Genomic DNA, 18,642 nt, shown 5'->3' with positions numbered 1-18,642 from the left:
TAATCACAGCCCTGGCCCCGGCACGGCTCCGGAATGCGCAACACCTGCAAATATACGAAGATGTACTCCGGGGCCATCTGATTATAAATGCCCCTAAAGCGATGTCAGAGAAGCCCGCCTGACAGCGTTCTCGCCGAATTTCTCCCGAATGCTGTCCATGGCCTTGTCCAGCCGCTCCAGCTTCTCATAGTCCGTGTCGTCAAAGAGCGACATCTGCCTGTTGTCCCCATCTTTCGTCACTTTCCCGGTCTGGATGCCAATCAGGCGGATGGGAGTCCCGTCCCAGAATTCGTCAAAAAGCCTGCAGGCTGCCTGATAGATTTCGTCTGTGATATTCGTGGCATAGTCCAGCACGCACTGATGGGATGCCCGGGACAGGTCGAAAAAGCGAAGCGCCACGGACACGGTCTCTATCCATGCCCCATCCCTGCGCAGCCTCCTGCCCACAGTCTCCGCCAGGGACAGAAGTATCATCTTCGCTGTATCTGCATCTGTCACATCAAAAGCAAGGGTAGTGGAATTCCCGTATCCCTTATTATCCGCGCTCTCCGCCTCCACCAAAGACAGATCTCTGCCATTGGCGAAATTCCAGATGGCCTCTCCGTGTTTCTTCAGAGCCGCCCGGAGAGTGCCCAAATCCGCCCGGGCCAGATCTCCGATGGTATTGATGCCAAGGCGTCTCAGTTTCTGCTCCGAGGCGCCGCCCACAGAAAAAAGCTCTCCCACCGGAAGAGGCCACATCTTCTCCTGAATCTCATACGGAAAAAGCGTGTGCACCTTGTCCGGTTTCTCGAACTCCCCTGCCATCTTCGCCAGCAGCTTATTGCTGGAAATCCCTACGTTCACCGTAAAGCCCAGGGTGTCTCTGATTTCATCTTTCAGCCTGTAAGCCGCCTCCATGGGGCTTCCGAACAGGGCCCGGGTCCCTGTCATGTCCACGAAAGCCTCGTCGATGCTGTACTGCTCCACCACATCGGAGTATCTGCGCAGGATTTCCATGAAAGCCGCGGAATTTGTGGAGTACAGCTCCCGATCAGGTGACACCAGTGTCAGATTCGGGCATTTCCTGAGAGCGTCCACGATAGGCTCCCCTGTCCGCACATTATATTTCTTCGCCGGAATCGATTTCGCCAGTATGACGCCATGCCGCTTGGACATATCCCCGCCTACCGCGGATGGAATCGTCCGCAAGTCCAGCGTCTCTCCCAGATCCCGCAGACGGTGCACCGCCTCCCAGGAAAGAAATGCGCTGTTCACATCAATATGAAAGATTGTTCTGTCGTCCATGCAAATGTCCCTCCTGTGCCATGGCTTCATTATATCAGAACATTTGTTCTGTGTAAACCTGGAATTTCAAGAAAAATTCATTCATCACGCATGATTCCGTGTTAGTATTGAATGATATCGGAACTGTCAGCGTCAACAGAATACTTTACCAGCAAAACAGCCTTAGAAGCGCCCGATTTGTCTTCATTGGCGGGTGTGATGGTGACCAGGAATCCGTAAGTGCCGCTTTCCCCGTGATAGCCCAGAGACTGGTACCGATAGGATGTCTCATCCGTCCCGCCCGGCCTGCCGGCCTGGCAGCTGTGGCAGAAGTCCGCGCCCTCCGCCAGCCGGTCACTGCCGATGATATCCTCCAAGGTCAGATAGACTGCCAAAGTGCCGTCCGCCATGGAGGCGTCCCGGACGGCATGTCATGATGTATGATTTTCCCATCCGCCACTTCCAGCACATCCGTGGCCACTCTGCGGATAAAAGCTTCATCGTGGGACACGAACACCAAAGTACCCTCATACTCGGAAAACATCGCCTCCAGCGCCTCTATGGAGGGGATGTCCAGGTAGTTCGTGGGTTCGTCCAGTATCAGGAGGTTTACCCGGGACACGAACAGCTTGGCGAAAGCAAGCTTGATGCGCTCCCCGCCGGAGAGCACGCCGGCCGGTTTCTTCATATCTTTTTCAAAAAACAGCAGTCTCGCCAGAACCGTGCGCGCCACCGACTCCTGCTGGATGCTGACTTCCATCACATTCTCCAATACGGTGCGGTCGTAGTCAATTGTGGACAGATTTTGCTCGAACAGCCCGATTCTGGCCTTGGGCACCACGGATATCGCGCCGGCGCCCAAGGCGGGCGGAGCGTCTCCTGCAGCGCAAATCAGATGCAGCAGCGTAGTCTTGCCCGCCCCGTTCTCCCCCACTATGGCCACGCGGCTGTGGTTCGCAATCTGAAACGAGGCATCCCGGAAAAGCTCCGGGCCGCCCTCATAGGCAAAGCGGATTCCCTCGCCCCGGATGACGAAACGATTCTCCGGCGGGTCTGTCAGGCGGAAATCCGGGCGGATTTTCGGCAGTTCCCGGGGCCTTTCCTTTACCTCCATGGCATCTATGCGCTGCCGTACATTTTTTGCCGATTTTTCCATCTTCCGCGCCTTGGCGTCCTTGGGATGCTTTGAAAGGAAATTGCGCAGCCCTGCCTCCCGGGGCGACATGTTCTTCGGCCGCTTTTCAATCTGTCTGGCATGTTCCTTTTTCTCCTGGAACACTTTCTCCAGCCGCTTTTTCTCAGCTGTGTAATTCTCGTATTCCGTCCATTGCCGGGCCACGGCAGCCTGCTTCTGCTCCAGATAGTCGTCATAGCCGCCGTCATATTCCGTCAGCTTTCCGCCCTCAATCTCTATGATGCGGGTGCAAAGCTCATTGAGCAGGGCCCGGTCATGGCTGACAATCACCAGAGTCTCCAGGGCAGCTAACTTGCGCTTCAGGACAGCGATTCCCTTGTAATCCAGATTCGATGTGGGCTCGTCCAGAAAGACAATGGCCTTATCGCTGGAAAACATCCGGGCCAGCCGGATGCGGGTCTCCTCTCCGCCGCTGACGGATGCCTCCCAGACCTTGTCCTGTATCCCCATATCGCTGACTTCCTTGCCGCTCAGCTCCCAGAGGTCTTCCTCCAAAAAACGGTCCTCCCCGCTTTCCGCAAACTGCCGGAAAAAGGCCGCATCGCCCGCTATCTTCACCCTGCCGTCCGTAGGCTCCAGCTCTCCCGCCAGCACCTTGAGCAGCGTGGTCTTTCCCGCGCCGTTGGCGCCCACCAGCCCAATCTTCTCTCCCTCGTACACTGTCATTCTGTCAAAGCGGAATATCTCCCGCTCCCCGAATTTCATCTCTATGTTTTCCGCTAAAATAAGCTGTCTTGCCTGCATAAAAAAATCTCTCCTTTCCATATTTCCAAAGGGAGAGATTACCGGAACCGGAGGGCTTCACATGCGCCCCGGGCACATAAGAAAGCGCCTGCAAAGCAGTCGTTCAAACCGTATTTTCCCGCGGCAAAAAATCCTGCAACGCAAAAAAGGCCTGCCCCTTTTCTTATCCGATAATCTCTCTGACAAGCGCAGAAATCCCCCTGCGCCTCCGGCATGATTGCCGACTCATCAGTTAAAAGTTATCGAATAATAATAATCATCAGGGTACCGCCTTTCCAAGATTTAGCAGAAGCCTGGCTGGCAGGCTCTGCTATATGTATTTATCTTACAATAAGCGATGCGCCGCTGTCAAGGGGCTTACAACAAAAGATGCCAAACGCATGAAAGTCTTTACCTCCATCAAAAAACGCAAAACCCTTGATAATCCAATAAGGGCTTTGCGCTTTCATTTCATCTGCGGTTCAGATGCAGGGCTATTCTTTAATAATGTCGATTTCTGTAAGATTAATACCAGAAGCCGTAAGAATCACTTTTAAAGCGGTATAACGCCTTATAACCACCTGCTTTCTATGGGAACCGGTTACTTGTATCTATATCTTTATTATAACAATCCATGCTCAAAGCGTAAAGCCTTTATTGAGTTGCTGCCCGCGTATATCGCTTTCCAGATTCCGGAGACGAATTCATCCATCCGCTTCCATATCCAGCCATTCTTTCAGATGCCTTAATATATCGCCATTCTTCAATTCCTCAAGCGCGGATTTTGCCCAAGACGGGAAAGCATCATACCCACAGGCGCTGACCAGTGTGACAAGAGGCGCAATAAAGGCATCTGCCTTTTTCTGCCCGTCATCGATGTCATCACCGTATTCTCGCATGAATGCCTCCGCCGCCTCGCGGGAAAGCGAACTGGTCACATTACGGATGTCGCCATAAGCAGTGCCTTTGCCCAGCAAATTGTAATCGAACATGAAAGCGCTTTCGCCGTTTTTTGATACAATCAGATTCGTCCAGTAAAAATCATTGTAGACCAGCGTCCGCGGCAGAGCGTCTATCCGGCCGCGAATCGTGCTGTAGTCATCCGCGATTGCCTGCCAAAGCATGTTTTCCGCGGTGCCGGTCTTTTCAGCCACCATTCCCATATTGTCCACAGTGAGCATATCGGATTCATCATACATAGGAGCCTCGCGGCCGGAAAGATACCCGCGGCCCTTTTCATGAAGCATTCTGTACCATTTGGCAATGGCTCTTGCCGTCTTTGGGTTGTTTAAATCACTTTCTCTGCCAAGCCGGTATTCATCGCCTGACTCCACATCCGGCAAAAGGATTGCGTTTTTGGTGAAACCCAACAGGGGCAAAGTCGGTATTTCAAGCTCTGACAGCATCAGGTAGTTGCCAATTTCCCGCGCATCTTCCTGATTCTCAAACACTTTCAGGATAAGATTTTTCCTTTCCGATTCCACATGTTCCACGCATTCCACACGATACAAAGAGATTCCGGCTTTCGAGCGAATCAGCGAACAAACCGGATTGCGCACTCCCAGTTCCGCCAGCTGTAGAATATAAAAAGCTTCCCGCGTCAATTCCTCTACAATACGGTAATCCGCAGGTGTCTCTTTCCTAATATTGATATTCAATGCTTATTACCTCCGTTTTTTCATCATCCAAAAATGGACACAAAAATGCCGTAGCAAGCAACCCTTATTGGCAGGTACTTCCTACGGCTGATTCTGGATACAAAAATAACACACCCCTAAAGCGTGCTGCAACCGAAAGTTATAGTATTCACGAAAGGTTACTTAAAAACGGCTATTCAGTTTTACCTCTCCATTACCTCGCACAAAACAGTCATCTTATATTTCTCCTTTCGTCTATCTGCCAAAACAGATTTATTTTAACCTATCATAGCAGATTCACCACAACTTTTCAATATGTTAAAGAGGATATCTCATGGCAAACGCAAGCTTTTTTATTGTTCTACAGATGTCAGCTGCCGACTTATTTTTTCAATGAATTCTACGGAAAGGGTTGGAATGGATTTCTTTATCAGTTCTACAGATGCCCCGTTCTGTAAAAGTGATTTGGCCGTTTCTTTGTCTCGCTCAAGAACCTTTTTGTTTGCATATTCTTCAACAACCTGTGTCATAACTTCAGCTCCCTCCTTTGATTCCTTAAAATAAAATACCCGCTCTGATAACTTGGGAAATTTGTTGTTTTTACCAGTACTGTTTTTAAAGTATTGCATCAGCTCCGCAATATCAGATCCATCATTTACTGCACAGTTTACGAATAACCGATGTATGCCATCGTCTACAGATGTTCCGGTGGCGAGAGCAATATTGTGATGCCAAGGCTATGTAAATAGTATACTAAGGCTATATGGGTATTATAGCCTGAAAAGATGTAGTTGAAAAGTGTTTTTTGCTACTTTACAGGGCTGTTTCACGAAGAAGCATGAAAATGAAATAGAGTTCTGCTCAAAAGTCAGTTTAGAATTTGTAGTAATACATCTCCAAAAGCTGGCTTTTTTCTATCAAGTAGAATATACTATATTCAATGGATAGGGGAAATATCCAACACTAGGGACATCCATATCGCCGTAGGCGCTGCATCAAGGCTGGTGGCAGGACAGGTTGCCAACCGGGAGAAGACGAACGAGGCGGCCACAATCCCCATGCTCGTGGAGATGCTCGACATGGAAAGGAGCACCGTGACTGTCTACGCCGCCGGGGCGACAGGAGACATCATGGAGGCGGGGACTTCGTGGTGCAGGTAAAGAAGAACTGTCCGGCGCTTTACGCAGAACTGATGGCATTGTTAGGGGGGCTTGCAGAAGGCCAGGTACGCGTCCGCTAAATCCGGCCAATCCCGCGGAAGTCCCTTGCTCTTTCGGGGAAAGTACAGTAAAATAGAACCATAGGAGCGTGCAGAATACGGGAAACTACCTGAACATCGGCAACGCCGGCTTTGCGTCCGTCAGAAAAGGAACCTACGTGGACAAGACCGGGATGATCGCCTTTACCAACCGCATATTGGGCACAAAAGATAAGCTCATCTGCGTCAGCAGGCCCCGCAGGTTCGGGAAGTCCATCGCCGCGCAGATGCTGTGCGCGTATTATGACAAGAGCTGCGACTCCCGGGAGCTGTTCGAAAGGCTGGAGATTTCCGGGGATGCCTCTTTCGAGCAGTATCTGAACAGATATAACGTGATTTACCTGGATATCACGCTGTTCATATCACGGGCCTCCAATATCAGGGATCCGGGCAGTGAACGCGGGAAAGCACAGAGAAATCGCCAAGCTCATCCAAGACTCGGAACAGCTCCTGGAAGCCACCCTGAACGGGGACGAAGAGGCAGTGGCGGCGGCAATCGAAGAAGCCCATAAGGCGGGGACATGCTCCTGGTGGGAATCAATTATGACGCAAAGAGCAAGAAGTATACCTGCCAAATAGAAGCGTTCCGGGAAGCATAACGGCGGCACCGGCAGCCACAATTCGATATAACGTTTCTCATTATGCAAAAAGGAGGCTCCCATGGCTATCTGTTTAAACACAGGCTCTGCAAATAAAAATTTCAGCATGCTGGCCCATGATAAATATTTTGTCGATAAAACCCACATAATCGAAATCATAAATGCGAGAATCAATACGCCAAACCGATATATCTGTATCACGAAACCGCGGCGTTTCGGCAAGACATCCGTCCTCAACATGCTCGGAACCTACTATTGCAGGGCATACGACGCAAAGGAGCTATTTGACCATCTGAAAATCCACCACAGCAGCACCTATCCGACCCACCTGAATCAATATAATGTAATCAATTTATGCCTGAACAATCTGCCGGATGCGGGCAGCACTTATGAGGATTATATCAGCCTGATAAGAGAGTCCATCGCAGATGATATAAAAGAGGCTTATCCGGAGCTTAAGAACCGGAAATTCCGCACGATATCCGAATTGCTGGATGCCACAGGCGATCAGTTCATATTTATAATCGATGAATGGGATTATATATTCAGCCATGAACTTTTCCCGGAACATCACAGCGCATTTCTGGAGTTTCTGAGAAATCTTCTGAAAGACCGCCCTTATGTGGCTCTGGCTTACATGACGGGGGTGCTGCCAATCAAGAAATACAGTACCGGCTCTGCGCTGAATATGTTCAAAGAATACACCATGCTCAGGGATCCTTTTTTTGAGGAATATTTCGGCTTTACAGAAAACGAGGTCAAAGCCCTCTGCGAAAGACAATCTGCGTTGACAATGGATGAAATCAGCGACTGGTACAACGGGTATCAGGCAGGGGGTGGGACGCGGCTGTATAATCCGAGATCCGTAGTGTGTGCCCTGGAAGACTCCATGTGCCAAAGCTACTGGACCAGAACAGGAAAAATGGACGAGGTACTGTTTTTCCTGAAATACAACATCGGCGAAGTGCGGGATGATGTCATCAGGCTGGTAAACGACATCCCTGTCAGAATCGATATCAAAAAAGAATACTATGCCGGTCAGAAAAGCCCCGCCAACAGAAAAGACATTTATTCCGCAATGATCATATATGGGCTGCTGTCGTATCATGATGGGGAACTCAGAATACCGAACAAAGAGCTTATGCTGGAATTTGAAGAGGCGCTGGAAGACGATGATTTCGGCTATGTTGCAGAGTTGGTGCGCAACTCAGACCAAATCCTGAATGCCACATTGGAGAAAAAAGGAGATACCGTAGCATCATATCTCCATGACATCCATAACAGCGAGCTGCCCATCCTGAAATATAACGATGAAAACAGCTTATCCTGCGTGGTAACGCTTGCCTATCTGTCCGCAAGAAATAAATACAGGATAGAGCGGGAAGAAAAAAGCGGCAAAGGCTTTGCGGATTTCATTTTCCACCCAAGGCGCAATAACCTGCCGGGAATCATACTGGAGTTAAAAGCAGACAGCACGCCCCAGGATGCGATTGCTCAGATAAAAAACAAGGAATACTGCGAAAAGCTGAGAAAAGAGAATGTCACAAATATTCTTGCCGTGGGCTTAAGCTATGACACCGGCAAAAAGGAACATCTCTGTACAATCACAGATCTTTCATAAAGAGACTGCTGGTGCAGCATAGCTTAAAAGCCACATACTGCACCAGTATCCTCAATGCAATGCACCATAACTTCTTCGAGGTTTTCCTGCATTGTCATACATAAATCCATTTACCTATACCACTGGGCCTGGGCAGCATACATCTGCCTGTAATAGCCGTTCCGGGCAATGAGGCTCTCGTGGGTACCCTCCTCAATAATCCGCCCATCCCGGAACACCAGAATTCTGTCTGCCAGCTTTGTGGCTCCCAGCCTGTGGGAAATCAGGATACATGTCCTGTCCCCGGCAAGTTCGGAAAAATTGCGGTACAATTCCGCTTCCGGCATTGGATCCAGGGCGCTGGTGGGCTCGTCGAGGATAAGCAGCCTGGCGTCCCTGCGGGCCAGTGCCCTGGCCAGGAACATCTTCTGTCTCTGCCCCCCTGATAAGTCAAAGGTGTTATTGTTGCTTAAATTCCCAATCAGAGTGTCGTAACCATTTTCCAAGGTGTCGATGAAACTGTGCACACCCGCTTTCCGGCCCAGTTCCTCTAATTCCTGCCGGGAAATCTCTCTTTTGGTGTCGCCGATTTCTATATTTTCCTTGACTGTCATGATATAGCTTTCACTGAACTGGTGCAGGCAGGAGGTCTTGTCCCGGAAATCCGCCAGGCATTCCTCCAGAGTCACCCCATTCACCGTGACATGTCCGCACTGAATCGGATAAAAGCCGGATAGCAAAGATACAAAGGTGGATTTCCCGCTGCCGTTCTCCCCCACAATGGCAATGCGCTCCCCCTGGCGTATGGTCAGGTTCAGGTCATGCAGCACCTCCCGGTCAGAATAGGGATAAGTGAAACTGACATGTTCAAACTGGATTTCCATATCCTGCGCTAGGGGCGTCATCCCAGGTGCCTCATCCTCAAAGAACATCAGTTCCCTGTAGCTTTCCACATACTGGCCATTCTCCTCCAGGATGCCCAGCCGTTCGAAAAAGGCAGTCACCGTCCCTGTCAGCGAAATGACGACAGTAAGAACCAGGGCAATGCTTCCGATGGAGTTCTTTCCCTCCAGAATATCGGATAGAACTAAGACGATTCCGGCCCCCACGCTAAGATACAGCACTCCGTTAGCCAGCAGGCGCAGGCGGAAAAACTTCATCACAATCCGGGCCCGCTTTTCATTCAGCTCCCCGGAAATCCCCTCCCATTTGTCCTCCACGAACTGGCGCAGCCCGTAATAGCGCATATTTTCCAGATGGCGCCGCCGGTATGTGACCGTGTGCAGATAATACCGCTGGTTATCCTGGGCAAAAATCTCCTGCAGAAAGCGGAAATTGGCACGTCCCTGCTGCAGAATGACCCACACCATGGGGAGAAATCCCAGAAACACAAGCAAAGTCACCCAGCCGTTTATGGACAGCACCGTTGCCACCAGGGAAAGAATCGTCAGCATGTCCTGCACCAGCAACACACAGGACACAATCAGCTCCCGCAGGCGCAGCGGCAGATCGCTGGACGAGAAGCTGACCTTGTTCCGATAGGCGATGTCATCATAATAGGCCAGCCGAATTCGAGAAGACTTGCGCATGATGTTCTCCTGAAGCTGATCCGCAACCCCTGAAAAACAGGCAGCCGCCAGGCGGTCCCTCACATTAACAATTCCTGCCAGCAGAAGACCCATAACCGCAAACAGAGTGATGCACCAAAGAACACCCTCCATGGAAACCTCCTGCCGCGAAAAGCCCTCCGCTGCATCGATAATCCACTTGTTCACGTATACCACAACGGCCGGCATCAGGGAACCAGCCAAGGAAAACAAAAGCAGCGCCGCCATCTTACCCCTGGACAATGTCTCCCGCAAGATAGACATGCAGGCTCCCAGCACCTCATGAATCCGCATATGGGACTGGCGTCCCCCGCTTTGCTGCGCTTCCACTTTCCTACCCATGTACCTGCACCTCCCCCTCGACATCGTCATACCATTCTTTCTGGGCCTCAAACATCCGCCGATAAACGCTGTTTTGCCCCATCAGCTCTTCATGGGTGCCGTCCTCCACTATCCGTCCTGCCTCCATGACCAGAATCCGGTCTGCCAGACGGGCGAACCCAATCCGGTGGGAAATGAGAATCGCCGTCTGGCCTGCAATCTGGCCCCGGATCTCCTGGAACTGCTGGTATTCGGCAATGGGGTCCAGCATTGCGGCAGGCTCATCCAGAATCAGGACCTGTTTGTCCCCCATGAACGCCCGGCTGACCCCAATCCGCTGTTTCTCACCGCCGGACAGCCGGTATCCGCTTACGTCAAAGTCCGTACCCACATAGCCGTCCAGTCCGATTCTGTCCCGTATCTTCTCTGCACCGCCGCGTCTGACAGCCTGTTGTATCTCATCTTCCATGGAGAGCCGTTCAATCTGCCCCAGGGCCACCTCCTCTTTCAGCGGGAAACCGAAAGTACAGGTATACTGAAATGCCACCCCCATGGCTGTGGAAAGCCGCTTAGGCGTCATGCTATGGAAAGGCACACCGCCAAAGGAAATGCTTCCCTCATTCGTTTTATATAGACCTGTCAGAAGATTAATCAACGTGCTCTTGCCGCAGCCATTTGGACCGCAGAGCGCTACAATCTCCCCGGGCCTCAGCGTCAGGGAAAGCTGATGGAGGATTTCCTTTCTTTCCTTATAGCCGAAAGAGATATCTTTCAGCTGATAGACAGGCACCCGGGTGTCCATGCCAGCCAGCACACTCCCACCGGGTGGCACCTCATCTTCTTTCCCGCACAAAGCCAAATCATTCTCCAGCGCAAGCCCTAAGTATTCCTTTGTGTCACGCACCTTAGGAATCGCCGCATAGGGCTCCACCAGCTCATTCGCAAAGCTCCGAACGCAGCTCTGCAATTCGTTGCTGAGCTGCCAGATGAGGTACATGGTCCCCAGGGTAATTATGCCGCTGCCCAGCATCCGGATGCCGCCGACCAGCATGCCCACAGACAGCAGGATGCTCAGCGCATCTATCAGTCTGCTTCCGTTATTTTTCGCATGTTCCACCCTGAGCAGCCTCTTCCTTAAGGAGTCGGCCACGCTACGCCATTTTTTTACAAAAAAATCCTCCAGGCCCAGGGTCCGAATCTCTCGTCCGTTTTCCTGCGTGCAGGGACAGGAGAAATAATAGCTTTTCCATCGCGCGTCCACAATGGTTTCTTTCTCAATGCGGTACCGCGTGCCTGCCATCCACATGCACAGGGCAACGCTGATGACCACCAGGGCCAGGGCCGCCAGCAAGAATAGCAAAGACAGCCGGGCCGCCATCGCCAGAAGCGTAATGACGGATGCAATCTGCCCCAGCGCCGTGACAAACCCCTGGGCCACCACCGCCACATTCACCGCGTTATTACTGTCCGCGCACAGATACAGCATCTTCACGAACTCATCATCATTAAAGGTGGCCACCGGGATACGGGCATTCTGATTCATTATCTCACGGGATACTTCCATCTGCATGTCGTTGACAAACAACTGCTTTGTCACCTGAATCAGCAGCCTGTAACTGCCCCGCAGAAACAGAAATGCAGTCATCGCGCCAACGGGAAACAATAAATACACCACCGAAGCCTCCACGCCGATGCCAGATGTGGCAGCGTCAATCAGGTACGAGGACAGCACCAGATAACCGGGGACCAGCAACGCACTACAGGCATTGATAAGCACCCAGAAAACCAGCTTCCCGGGGCAGATTTTCCAGGCTTTTTTCAAACTCCAGAGGACAATGGTAAGTTTAGAATCTTCTTTCTTTTGCTCCACTAGATTTCCTCCCTCTTGACTTTTTATATGCGCTTTCCATATAAGCAAAAAATTTATGAATGGCACTTCTCTATCGCTGTCCTTTCTTTATCTTAATACATACAAAAAAAGCACGCAATAACGCGGAAGGAGAATCCGGAACAAATATTCAACTTTGTTCAAAGAAATAAATCCCTGTTCCAGCATAGAATAGACTGGAAGATATCCATGCAATGAGATTAAAACAGCGCGGTCCCCATTAAACAGGAACCCGCGCCATAATCCTCTCTGTCAGTCCTCTTCCGTCCGAATCAGATGGAACATCTGCCCCACGAAATCCCCTTTCCTGTCAGGAATCCGAAGTCCCGCGTACATCAGGCAGTCTCCCGAGAGCAAAAGTTCCGTCTCCCCCTCCGTCCCCTCGGCTCCCTCGACCCGGTAAACCGCGTTTTCGTCCAGCCCTTTCAGGCGGACCATATGGCTCTGCCTCCCCGGCCCGCACATCACCTGAACCCAGGTCACCAGGCTCTCTTTCCTGTCCCCGGACACCACCTGCCAGCAATCATACAGATGGTTCTCCGCCGCGGAGGCAATGCGGTAATAATCCCCCTCCCGAACCAGGTCATTGTATTTATGATAAAGAGCCACCTGCTCCGGTATCATCCCCCTGTCTTCCTCCGGAATCCGCGTCACGTCCAGCTCGTACCCAAATGTCCCCGCCAGCGCCACATACCCTCTGGTCTCAAAAGGCGTAGATCTGCCCACCGCATGGTTGGGGCAGTCGCTGACATGGGCCCCCATGGCGGAAAGAGGATAAATCAGCGCCGTCCCCTCCTGGATGGCCAGCCGCTCTATGGCGTCCGTGTCGTCCGAGCACCATATCTGGGGGCTGTAGTACAGCATCCCCGCGTCGAACCTGCCCCTGACGCTCAGGGGGCAGCCCAAAGCTCCCCATATCGCACAGCGGCCGGTTCATATCCCATTTCACGTATTCAATATTTGCGCTTTCCAGCACCGCTCTCATCTGCTCCCAGACACCGTCCACCACTTCCCTGCGGGAGAAGTCCAGCACATACTGGCCCCTGGCCATGGAGGGCGTCCGCCCCGGCACCGCGATGGCCCAATCCGGATGGGCGCGGTAGAGGTCCGAATCCGGCGAAATCATCTCTGGCTCGAACCAGATGCCGAATTTCATCCCCAGCTTGTTGACTTCCTCTACCAGATAGCCCAGGCCGCCCCGCAGCTTCTCCTCATTCACATACCAGTCCCCCAGGGAGCTGTACTCGTTCTTCCGCCTGCCGAACCACCCGTCATCCATCACCAGCATCTCGATTCCAAGCCCGGAGGCCTCTCTTGCGATGGCCAGCAGCTTTTCCGTATCAAAAGCAAAATAGGTGGCCTCCCAGTTGTTAATCAGAACCGGCCTCTTTTTATCCTTATACTTTCCGCGGATGATATGCCCTTTGATAATGCTCATGTACGGTAAAGAAGCAAGCAACCGAAAACAAGAGATAGACCGCCAGCACCGCACTATTCCGAACCAAAGAAACCAAAGACAAGCATTATGGAAAAATCAAAACTTTGGGATTTTTCCACAATGCCGACTACTACGGAATCACCCAATTCTTTATATATCAGATGTTGATAGATAGTATAACAAATTGAGCATTGATTTTAACTGCCTTTAGATATATAATATTTTTCAGCAAGGGAGGTAAGATTAATTTATGAGTAGAACAAAAGTTGCATAGCATGAGCTATTGCAAAAAACTAAAAAGTGATAGTTCATGCTTATCCTAAATAATTTCTTTAGGAGGTGCAACACATGAACTATATAAGTGCAAAAGATGTATTGCCAATGGAGATAATTAAGCAGATACAATGCTATGTAGATGGTCAGATTATCTATATCCCTAAATCGGAACCTAAGAGAAAAGGACGAAAAGTGGATACTTTGGCAAAAAGAGAACTATCTATACGAAATACAAATATCTACATGGAATATATTAGCGGGCTTTCAATTAAGCAACTCTCCCAAAAGTATTTTCTTGTAGAAAAAAGTATTCAAAGAATTGTAAGACAGGAAAAAACAAAGAACTTATAACAAAAAGATGTGCCATGTAAAAATGTGGCACATCTTTTATTATAAATTCAAATCGTTCCCCTATCAGTAATAAAATAGATTATACTATTTCATGTGGAGAATATAGAAATTTCTATAACTTTCACAGAACAATATAAGGAGCGTAAGGAGAGAATGACATGGAGAACAAAATAATCGTAGCCGAATCAGAAAGATTGATTTTAAGAAGATACATAAAAGAAGATATACAGGACTTGTTTGAATATTTATCTGATAAAGAAGTTGTGAAATATGAACCATATAAACCGCTATCTTTTGACGAAACAAAAGAAAATCTTGAATGGCGCATAGGTACAGATGAAATGATTGCTGTCGAGTTGAAAAATTCGCACAAAATGATTGGAAACGTTTATATGGGAAAACGTGATTTTGAAGCACTGGAAATAGGATATGTATTTAATCAAAATTATTGGGGAAATGGTTATGCTGCTGAAAGTTGCAAAGCCTTAATTAAACAGGCATTTTCAAATGGGGTTCATAGGATATACGCAGAATGTGACCCCAACAATAAGAATTCATGGAAATTACTTGAAGCATTAGAATTTCAGCGTGAAGCTCATTTTAGAAAGAATGTATATTTTTGGAGAGATGAAACTGGAAATGCAATTTGGAAAGATACGTATGTATATGCCAAATTAAATAATAATTTATAAATTATATATACAGTAAAGATGCGTAAATAGAAAGCAAAAGATAGACCACCAGCATCACACTATTCCAAACAAAAAAATAAAAGAGCGCAACATGGAAATGATAATCAAGGAACAATAGATTAAAATGTCCTTTGAATTATAACAATGTAACTGTAAACCATGCACCGCCCTATGTGGGAGAAAGGGGGAATCATCTATGCCTTGCACAGAAGCATACAGAGAACACATCATGTATACTTTCAATGGCTATTGCAAGACCGTCATACGCTTTGCGGCTATCAACGCATGGCGTGACAGGAGCAGGCGGCGGCAAAAAGAAATATCCCCTGAATACCTCACAGAAGAAAAGTTTTACCCTTTAGGCACAACAGACGAATATTTTGAAGCACCTTATGAAGAATACCCCATTACGATATGCGGTCAGACAGTTATCCTCACCAATGGGGAGCTTGCCGCCGCCCTGTTATCTCTGCCGGAGAAGAACCGGGAAATCATTTTCCTTTATTTTTTCGGGCATTATACGCAGCGGGAAATCGGGGAAATGTACGGACGCTGCCGGAGTACGACCGGGTATCAGATACGCAGGACTTTACAGCTTCTGCACAAAGAAATGGTGCTTTCACATGGGGAATCCGAATCTTTTACCCTATGAAACGATTGTCCGGGCGACCAGCGGAGAGCCGGAAGCCGTGGACGAGGTTTTACGTCATTACAGCAAGCGAATCCGAATTGCCGCCATTGAAAACGGGCATATCAACAGAGATACGGAGGACAACATAAAATCCCGGCTTGTTGCCGCATTATTCAAGTTCCGTTTTGATGAACAGGAAGTATAAGAAATCGCTTTCATTTTTGGGAAAACGGATATATAATAAAGCACAGATAAAGTGGGAGTAATTAACAAAGTGACAAAGTTCAGCATGGAACGTTAATTTCACATTTTGGTTCAAAGGAAGAAAAGTCAAAAGGAAGAAAAAACAGAGTAATCCGATGAACATGAATTTTTGTTAAAAAAACGGAGGCGCTATGACAATAAAAAAGCTGTTCTATATTGCAATCGCAGGAAGCGTACTTTGCTTCTGCGGAGATATGTTATTGGGTTGCTTTTACCCTATGGAAAAAGTGGGGATTTTTCATCTTTTTCCTGCATTTTCAGAAGAATGGTCAAATGCTACGTCTATTAGGTTCATTATAGGCGGATTATTGGGCGTGATTGCACTTCTTTTAATGTTTTGCGGGTTTTACGCTATATCTGTTTTACTCAAAGAAAAAGTCGGTAAATATGATAAACTGTTTTTTATAGCATCCATTGTATTTGTCTCTGTAGGAACATTATACCATTGTGTATTCGCAATATCCGCGTGGCTATATAATCAACTAGCAGAAGAGAATATAGTATTAGCTAAGCGGATTAGTGAACGCTTTTTTACTACATTCATCTGTGTTGCATTTTTGGCTGCAATAAGTTTTATAATTTTATCAATTATTATATTTTGTGTTGCGATAAAAGGAACATGGGGAAAGAAAAGATGGGTGCTGATAAATCCGCTTTTGTTTATGGGAATTTCAATTATGGTTGCAACCGTTTTACCTGCTAATGCTATAATCAATGGTGTGTTTGATTGGGGACAACAAAGTTTGGCTTTGTTGCTAGTTTTCTGCGCATTTTCAAAAATCCCTTGCACAACTTCCAGTTTGTAGAATTGTAGCCAGCTAAAAACTGAATAACCGCCGCTACATAAAACGGCACACCAAGACAGGAAATCAAGAAAAGGTTTCCTGTTTTTTTGCGCCCATTTTTGGCATTTTCAAAAATCGTCGGTATTATGCCGTGCAAAGGGGATAGAAAGAAATTTCTGAAAATTCCCGCCTATTCCGGCTTGCGTGGTTTTGTAAGGAATGAGGGGAAATTTCCGCAAATTAACGTTCATTTTGCTTTTTGCTGGTTTGAAGTATTAGAGGGAGAAATATCGCCGCTGCTTTGGCAAAATCCCCGCTTGCGGCACTAAGGAAATGCCTCCAAATAACCTACGCAAGCCTGTTGCAAAATTTACAGATTTTATCAGGTTTACTCTAAACAAAATGCGTAGATTATTTTCCGGCAGTTCCTAAAGATATTGAGAGCGAAATACCGCCGCAAAGTTGCCAGAAACCCCGCCCTCTCCGTCGAGGGTATCAGCAGAAGCCCACACAGCGGAAGCCGCTACTTTCTTAGAGCAAGATTCTACCACAGTACCAAATTTCGCTAATCGCTCATTTTGTCCTATGGGAATCTTGTTGGGGTTGCCACCCCAAGCCCGCCTTTTTGCGGCTTGCGCCGCTTGAAAAATCCCCGAAAAAATATTTTCGGATTTTTCAAAAAACACTTCCGCTTTGCCCCCTGTTTTTCTCCTATTGGTGAGAGGGCAAACCATAAAAAGAAAGGAGCTGAAAGCCATGAAAAGATACAACACGCCCCACCGCCACCGGGTAATCAAGACACGCTTGACCGAGGAAGAATACGCCGGGTTTTCCGAGCGTGTCACCCTCTGCAAAATGAGCCAAGCCGAGTTTATCCGGCAAGCCCTTATTAAGTCAAGCATACGCCCGGTTATCGTAATCTTTGCCATACCATAACCCCCTATAAAGCCCTGACGCTGGATTTCTCCACGATATGTCCCGCCACCAGATCGATCCGCTTCACCCCGCCGGAGTCGTCCAGCCTCTCCAGCACTTTCCGCAGAGCAGCCTCTGCCATTCCTTTCATATCCACCTCGTAAGTGGTGATCCCCCGGTCCAGCAGCCCCGGATAGAGATAATTGTCAAATCCCACCACCGAGCAGTCCCCCGGCACCCGGCAGCCCCGCTTTTCCAGCTCATCAATCAGCATGTAGGCCACCAAATCGCAGTTACACACAAAAGCCTCCGGCAGTTCCTCCGGCAGCTCCAGAATAATCTCCCCTGCCTCGTCCCGATCCTCTATCAGCCACTCCTCCCGAAACGGGAGGCCGTGTTCCAGAAGAGACCGCCGGAAACCGCAGTACCGGTCCATAATACTGCTGGTAGCATGGACGGATCCCACATAAGCCATCCGGCGCAGGCCCCGCTCATAGAGATATTCCGTCATCAGGTACATCCCGTAGAAACCGTCCGTGACCACCGCGTCCCCGGCTATCTCCTTGTAATAGAAATCAAGGAATATCACGGGCATCCCTGCGTTGGCTTTCAGGAAACTGATGTACTCCCTGCCCACTTCCCCCATGACAATCAGGGCCTCGATGGCATTCTCCTCCACAAAGCAGGGAAGTTCCCGCTCCTTTTCCGTCTCATGCTTCAGGACCTCGGCCATCACGGCGCAGTTCTTCTCCGGCGCCGCCATGGCGATTTCCATATATATCTTCCAGTAGAACGTGATATAGTCCGCCAGGTACTTCTCCGAAATCACCACGCCGATATTCCTCAGACCGCCCTTTTTCCGGCCCTGGAAATACCCCATCTCCCTGGCCGTATTCAGAATCTTTTCCCGGACTTCATCGCTGACGCCCTTGCGTCCTGCCAACGCGTTGTGTACGGTCACAGTGCTGACTCCCACCCGGTTGGCTATATCCTGCATCCTCACTTTTGTCATGGCATTTCTCCGTTTCCGCTTCTATTGGGCAAGGCAGCTTTTTCCATTTCATGCTACACCTCATTCGGGGATTCGTCAATGGCTCCTCTTGCCCTGTAACTTTATTTTACTTATTTTTTAGATTAAGTCATTAACTATTCTTGAAATCCATCCTGTTTTATTGCATTTTTTGCCCTGACTGACT

Annotated in this window: 17 protein-coding genes and 2 pseudogenes; 9 read left to right on the top strand and 10 right to left on the bottom strand. The window is 49.0% G+C overall.

Annotation, left to right across the window (positions count from 1 at the left end):
* Positions 1–93: 93 nt before the first annotated feature.
* From NFS35_RS05060 to NFS35_RS05040, 5 genes are all read right to left on the bottom strand, one after another.
* Positions 94–1,287, bottom strand: coding sequence for a Y-family DNA polymerase (locus NFS35_RS05060; protein ID WP_251206055.1), 1,194 nt, complete (start codon positions 1,285–1,287; stop codon positions 94–96).
* A gap of 101 nt (positions 1,288–1,388) precedes the next feature.
* Positions 1,389–1,676, bottom strand: coding sequence for a hypothetical protein (locus NFS35_RS05055; protein ID WP_251206054.1), 288 nt, complete (start codon positions 1,674–1,676; stop codon positions 1,389–1,391).
* Entirely contained in the window at positions 1,646–3,205 is a 1,560-nt protein-coding gene (abc-f, locus tag NFS35_RS05050; RefSeq protein ID WP_251206053.1) for a ribosomal protection-like ABC-F family protein, read from the bottom strand. Before abc-f ends, NFS35_RS05055 begins: the two co-directional genes overlap by 31 nt.
* Positions 3,206–3,888: 683 nt before the next feature.
* Complete coding sequence (locus NFS35_RS05045; protein WP_251206052.1) at positions 3,889–4,842, bottom strand: hypothetical protein; 954 nt, start codon at positions 4,840–4,842, stop codon at positions 3,889–3,891.
* A gap of 332 nt (positions 4,843–5,174) precedes the next feature.
* Positions 5,175–5,351 (bottom strand): hypothetical protein, encoded by a 177-nt coding sequence (locus tag NFS35_RS05040; protein ID WP_251206051.1) that lies wholly within the window; start codon positions 5,349–5,351, stop codon positions 5,175–5,177.
* Positions 5,352–5,825: 474 nt separating this feature from the next.
* Between NFS35_RS05040 and NFS35_RS05035 the strand changes: the two genes are divergently transcribed.
* The 3 genes from NFS35_RS05035 to NFS35_RS05025 all read left to right on the top strand — a co-directional run bounded on the left by NFS35_RS05035 (position 5,826) and on the right by NFS35_RS05025 (position 8,299).
* Positions 5,826–5,981, top strand: coding sequence for a hypothetical protein (locus tag NFS35_RS05035; protein WP_251206050.1), 156 nt, complete (start codon positions 5,826–5,828; stop codon positions 5,979–5,981).
* A 148-nt stretch (positions 5,982–6,129) separates the two neighbouring features.
* On the top strand, positions 6,130–6,591 hold the full coding sequence (locus tag NFS35_RS05030; RefSeq protein ID WP_251206049.1) for an AAA family ATPase: 462 nt from the start codon (positions 6,130–6,132) through the stop codon (positions 6,589–6,591).
* A gap of 148 nt (positions 6,592–6,739) precedes the next feature.
* Positions 6,740–8,299, top strand: coding sequence for an AAA family ATPase (locus NFS35_RS05025; RefSeq protein ID WP_251206048.1), 1,560 nt, complete (start codon positions 6,740–6,742; stop codon positions 8,297–8,299).
* A gap of 110 nt (positions 8,300–8,409) precedes the next feature.
* Here NFS35_RS05025 and NFS35_RS05020 read toward each other — a convergent pair whose 3' ends face one another.
* From NFS35_RS05020 to NFS35_RS05010, 3 genes and pseudogenes are all read right to left on the bottom strand, one after another.
* Complete coding sequence (locus NFS35_RS05020; RefSeq protein WP_251206047.1) at positions 8,410–10,227, bottom strand: ABC transporter ATP-binding protein; 1,818 nt, start codon at positions 10,225–10,227, stop codon at positions 8,410–8,412.
* Complete coding sequence (locus NFS35_RS05015; RefSeq protein WP_251206046.1) at positions 10,220–12,076, bottom strand: ABC transporter ATP-binding protein; 1,857 nt, start codon at positions 12,074–12,076, stop codon at positions 10,220–10,222. The genes NFS35_RS05020 and NFS35_RS05015 overlap by 8 nt, the downstream gene beginning before the upstream one ends.
* 270 nt (positions 12,077–12,346) lie before the next feature.
* Positions 12,347–13,535: pseudogene (locus NFS35_RS05010) on the bottom strand (alpha-galactosidase); the annotation flags it as partial.
* Between the two features lie 345 nt (positions 13,536–13,880).
* On the opposite strand from NFS35_RS05010, the gene NFS35_RS05005 reads away from it, so the two are divergent.
* From NFS35_RS05005 to NFS35_RS04985, 5 genes are all read left to right on the top strand, one after another.
* The gene (locus tag NFS35_RS05005) at positions 13,881–14,159 is read left to right on the top strand and encodes a CD3324 family protein (protein WP_251206045.1); all 279 of its coding nucleotides are present in this window, start codon (positions 13,881–13,883) and stop codon (positions 14,157–14,159) included.
* A gap of 158 nt (positions 14,160–14,317) precedes the next feature.
* Positions 14,318–14,851, top strand: a complete 534-nt coding sequence (locus NFS35_RS05000) for a GNAT family N-acetyltransferase (protein WP_251206044.1) — start codon at positions 14,318–14,320, stop codon at positions 14,849–14,851.
* 196 nt (positions 14,852–15,047) lie between these two features.
* Positions 15,048–15,503 carry an RNA polymerase sigma factor gene (locus tag NFS35_RS04995; protein ID WP_251206043.1) on the top strand — a complete coding sequence of 152 codons (456 nt, stop codon included), beginning with the start codon at positions 15,048–15,050 and terminating at the stop codon, positions 15,501–15,503.
* Positions 15,475–15,687: a helix-turn-helix domain-containing protein gene (locus NFS35_RS04990; protein ID WP_022742258.1), complete on the top strand. Its 213-nt coding sequence runs from the start codon at positions 15,475–15,477 to the stop codon at positions 15,685–15,687. Before NFS35_RS04995 ends, NFS35_RS04990 begins: the two co-directional genes overlap by 29 nt.
* A 190-nt stretch (positions 15,688–15,877) precedes the next feature.
* Entirely contained in the window at positions 15,878–16,552 is a 675-nt protein-coding gene (locus NFS35_RS04985; RefSeq protein ID WP_016307559.1) for a DUF6796 family protein, read from the top strand.
* Positions 16,553–16,959: 407 nt separating this feature from the next.
* On the opposite strand, the gene NFS35_RS04980 is transcribed toward NFS35_RS04985, so the two are convergent.
* On the bottom strand, positions 16,960–17,217 hold the full coding sequence (locus NFS35_RS04980; protein ID WP_251206042.1) for a hypothetical protein: 258 nt from the start codon (positions 17,215–17,217) through the stop codon (positions 16,960–16,962).
* 70 nt (positions 17,218–17,287) lie between these two features.
* Here NFS35_RS04980 and NFS35_RS04975 point away from each other — a divergent pair.
* Positions 17,288–17,452: pseudogene (locus NFS35_RS04975) on the top strand (plasmid mobilization protein); the annotation flags it as partial.
* A gap of 19 nt (positions 17,453–17,471) precedes the next feature.
* Here NFS35_RS04975 and NFS35_RS04970 read toward each other — a convergent pair.
* Positions 17,472–18,458 (bottom strand): LacI family DNA-binding transcriptional regulator, encoded by a 987-nt coding sequence (locus NFS35_RS04970; protein WP_251206041.1) that lies wholly within the window; start codon positions 18,456–18,458, stop codon positions 17,472–17,474.
* Positions 18,459–18,642 lie beyond the last annotated feature (184 nt).

Source organism: Acetatifactor aquisgranensis (assembly GCF_943193215.1).
Lineage (GTDB): Bacteria > Bacillota > Clostridia > Lachnospirales > Lachnospiraceae > Acetatifactor > Acetatifactor aquisgranensis.
The sequence above is the reverse complement of the archived record's forward strand: the minus strand, read 5'-3'. Positions and strand labels throughout refer to the sequence as shown.

Excerpts from the sequence above, each read along its gene's own strand:
- NFS35_RS05060 (WP_251206055.1), bottom strand. The coding sequence starts at position 1,287 with ATGGACGACAGAACAATCTTTCATATTGATGTGAACAGCGCATTTCTT.
- NFS35_RS05055 (WP_251206054.1), bottom strand. The coding sequence starts at position 1,676 with ATGGCGGACGGCACTTTGGCAGTCTATCTGACCTTGGAGGATATCATC.
- abc-f (WP_251206053.1), bottom strand. The coding sequence starts at position 3,205 with ATGCAGGCAAGACAGCTTATTTTAGCGGAAAACATAGAGATGAAATTC.
- NFS35_RS05040 (WP_251206051.1), bottom strand. The coding sequence starts at position 5,351 with ATGACACAGGTTGTTGAAGAATATGCAAACAAAAAGGTTCTTGAGCGA.
- NFS35_RS05025 (WP_251206048.1), top strand. The coding sequence starts at position 6,740 with ATGGCTATCTGTTTAAACACAGGCTCTGCAAATAAAAATTTCAGCATG.
- NFS35_RS05020 (WP_251206047.1), bottom strand. The coding sequence starts at position 10,227 with ATGGGTAGGAAAGTGGAAGCGCAGCAAAGCGGGGGACGCCAGTCCCAT.
- NFS35_RS05005 (WP_251206045.1), top strand. The coding sequence starts at position 13,881 with ATGAACTATATAAGTGCAAAAGATGTATTGCCAATGGAGATAATTAAG.
- NFS35_RS05000 (WP_251206044.1), top strand. The coding sequence starts at position 14,318 with ATGGAGAACAAAATAATCGTAGCCGAATCAGAAAGATTGATTTTAAGA.
- NFS35_RS04995 (WP_251206043.1), top strand. The coding sequence starts at position 15,048 with ATGCCTTGCACAGAAGCATACAGAGAACACATCATGTATACTTTCAAT.
- NFS35_RS04990 (WP_022742258.1), top strand. The coding sequence starts at position 15,475 with ATGGGGAATCCGAATCTTTTACCCTATGAAACGATTGTCCGGGCGACC.
- NFS35_RS04985 (WP_016307559.1), top strand. The coding sequence starts at position 15,878 with ATGACAATAAAAAAGCTGTTCTATATTGCAATCGCAGGAAGCGTACTT.
- NFS35_RS04970 (WP_251206041.1), bottom strand. The coding sequence starts at position 18,458 with ATGACAAAAGTGAGGATGCAGGATATAGCCAACCGGGTGGGAGTCAGC.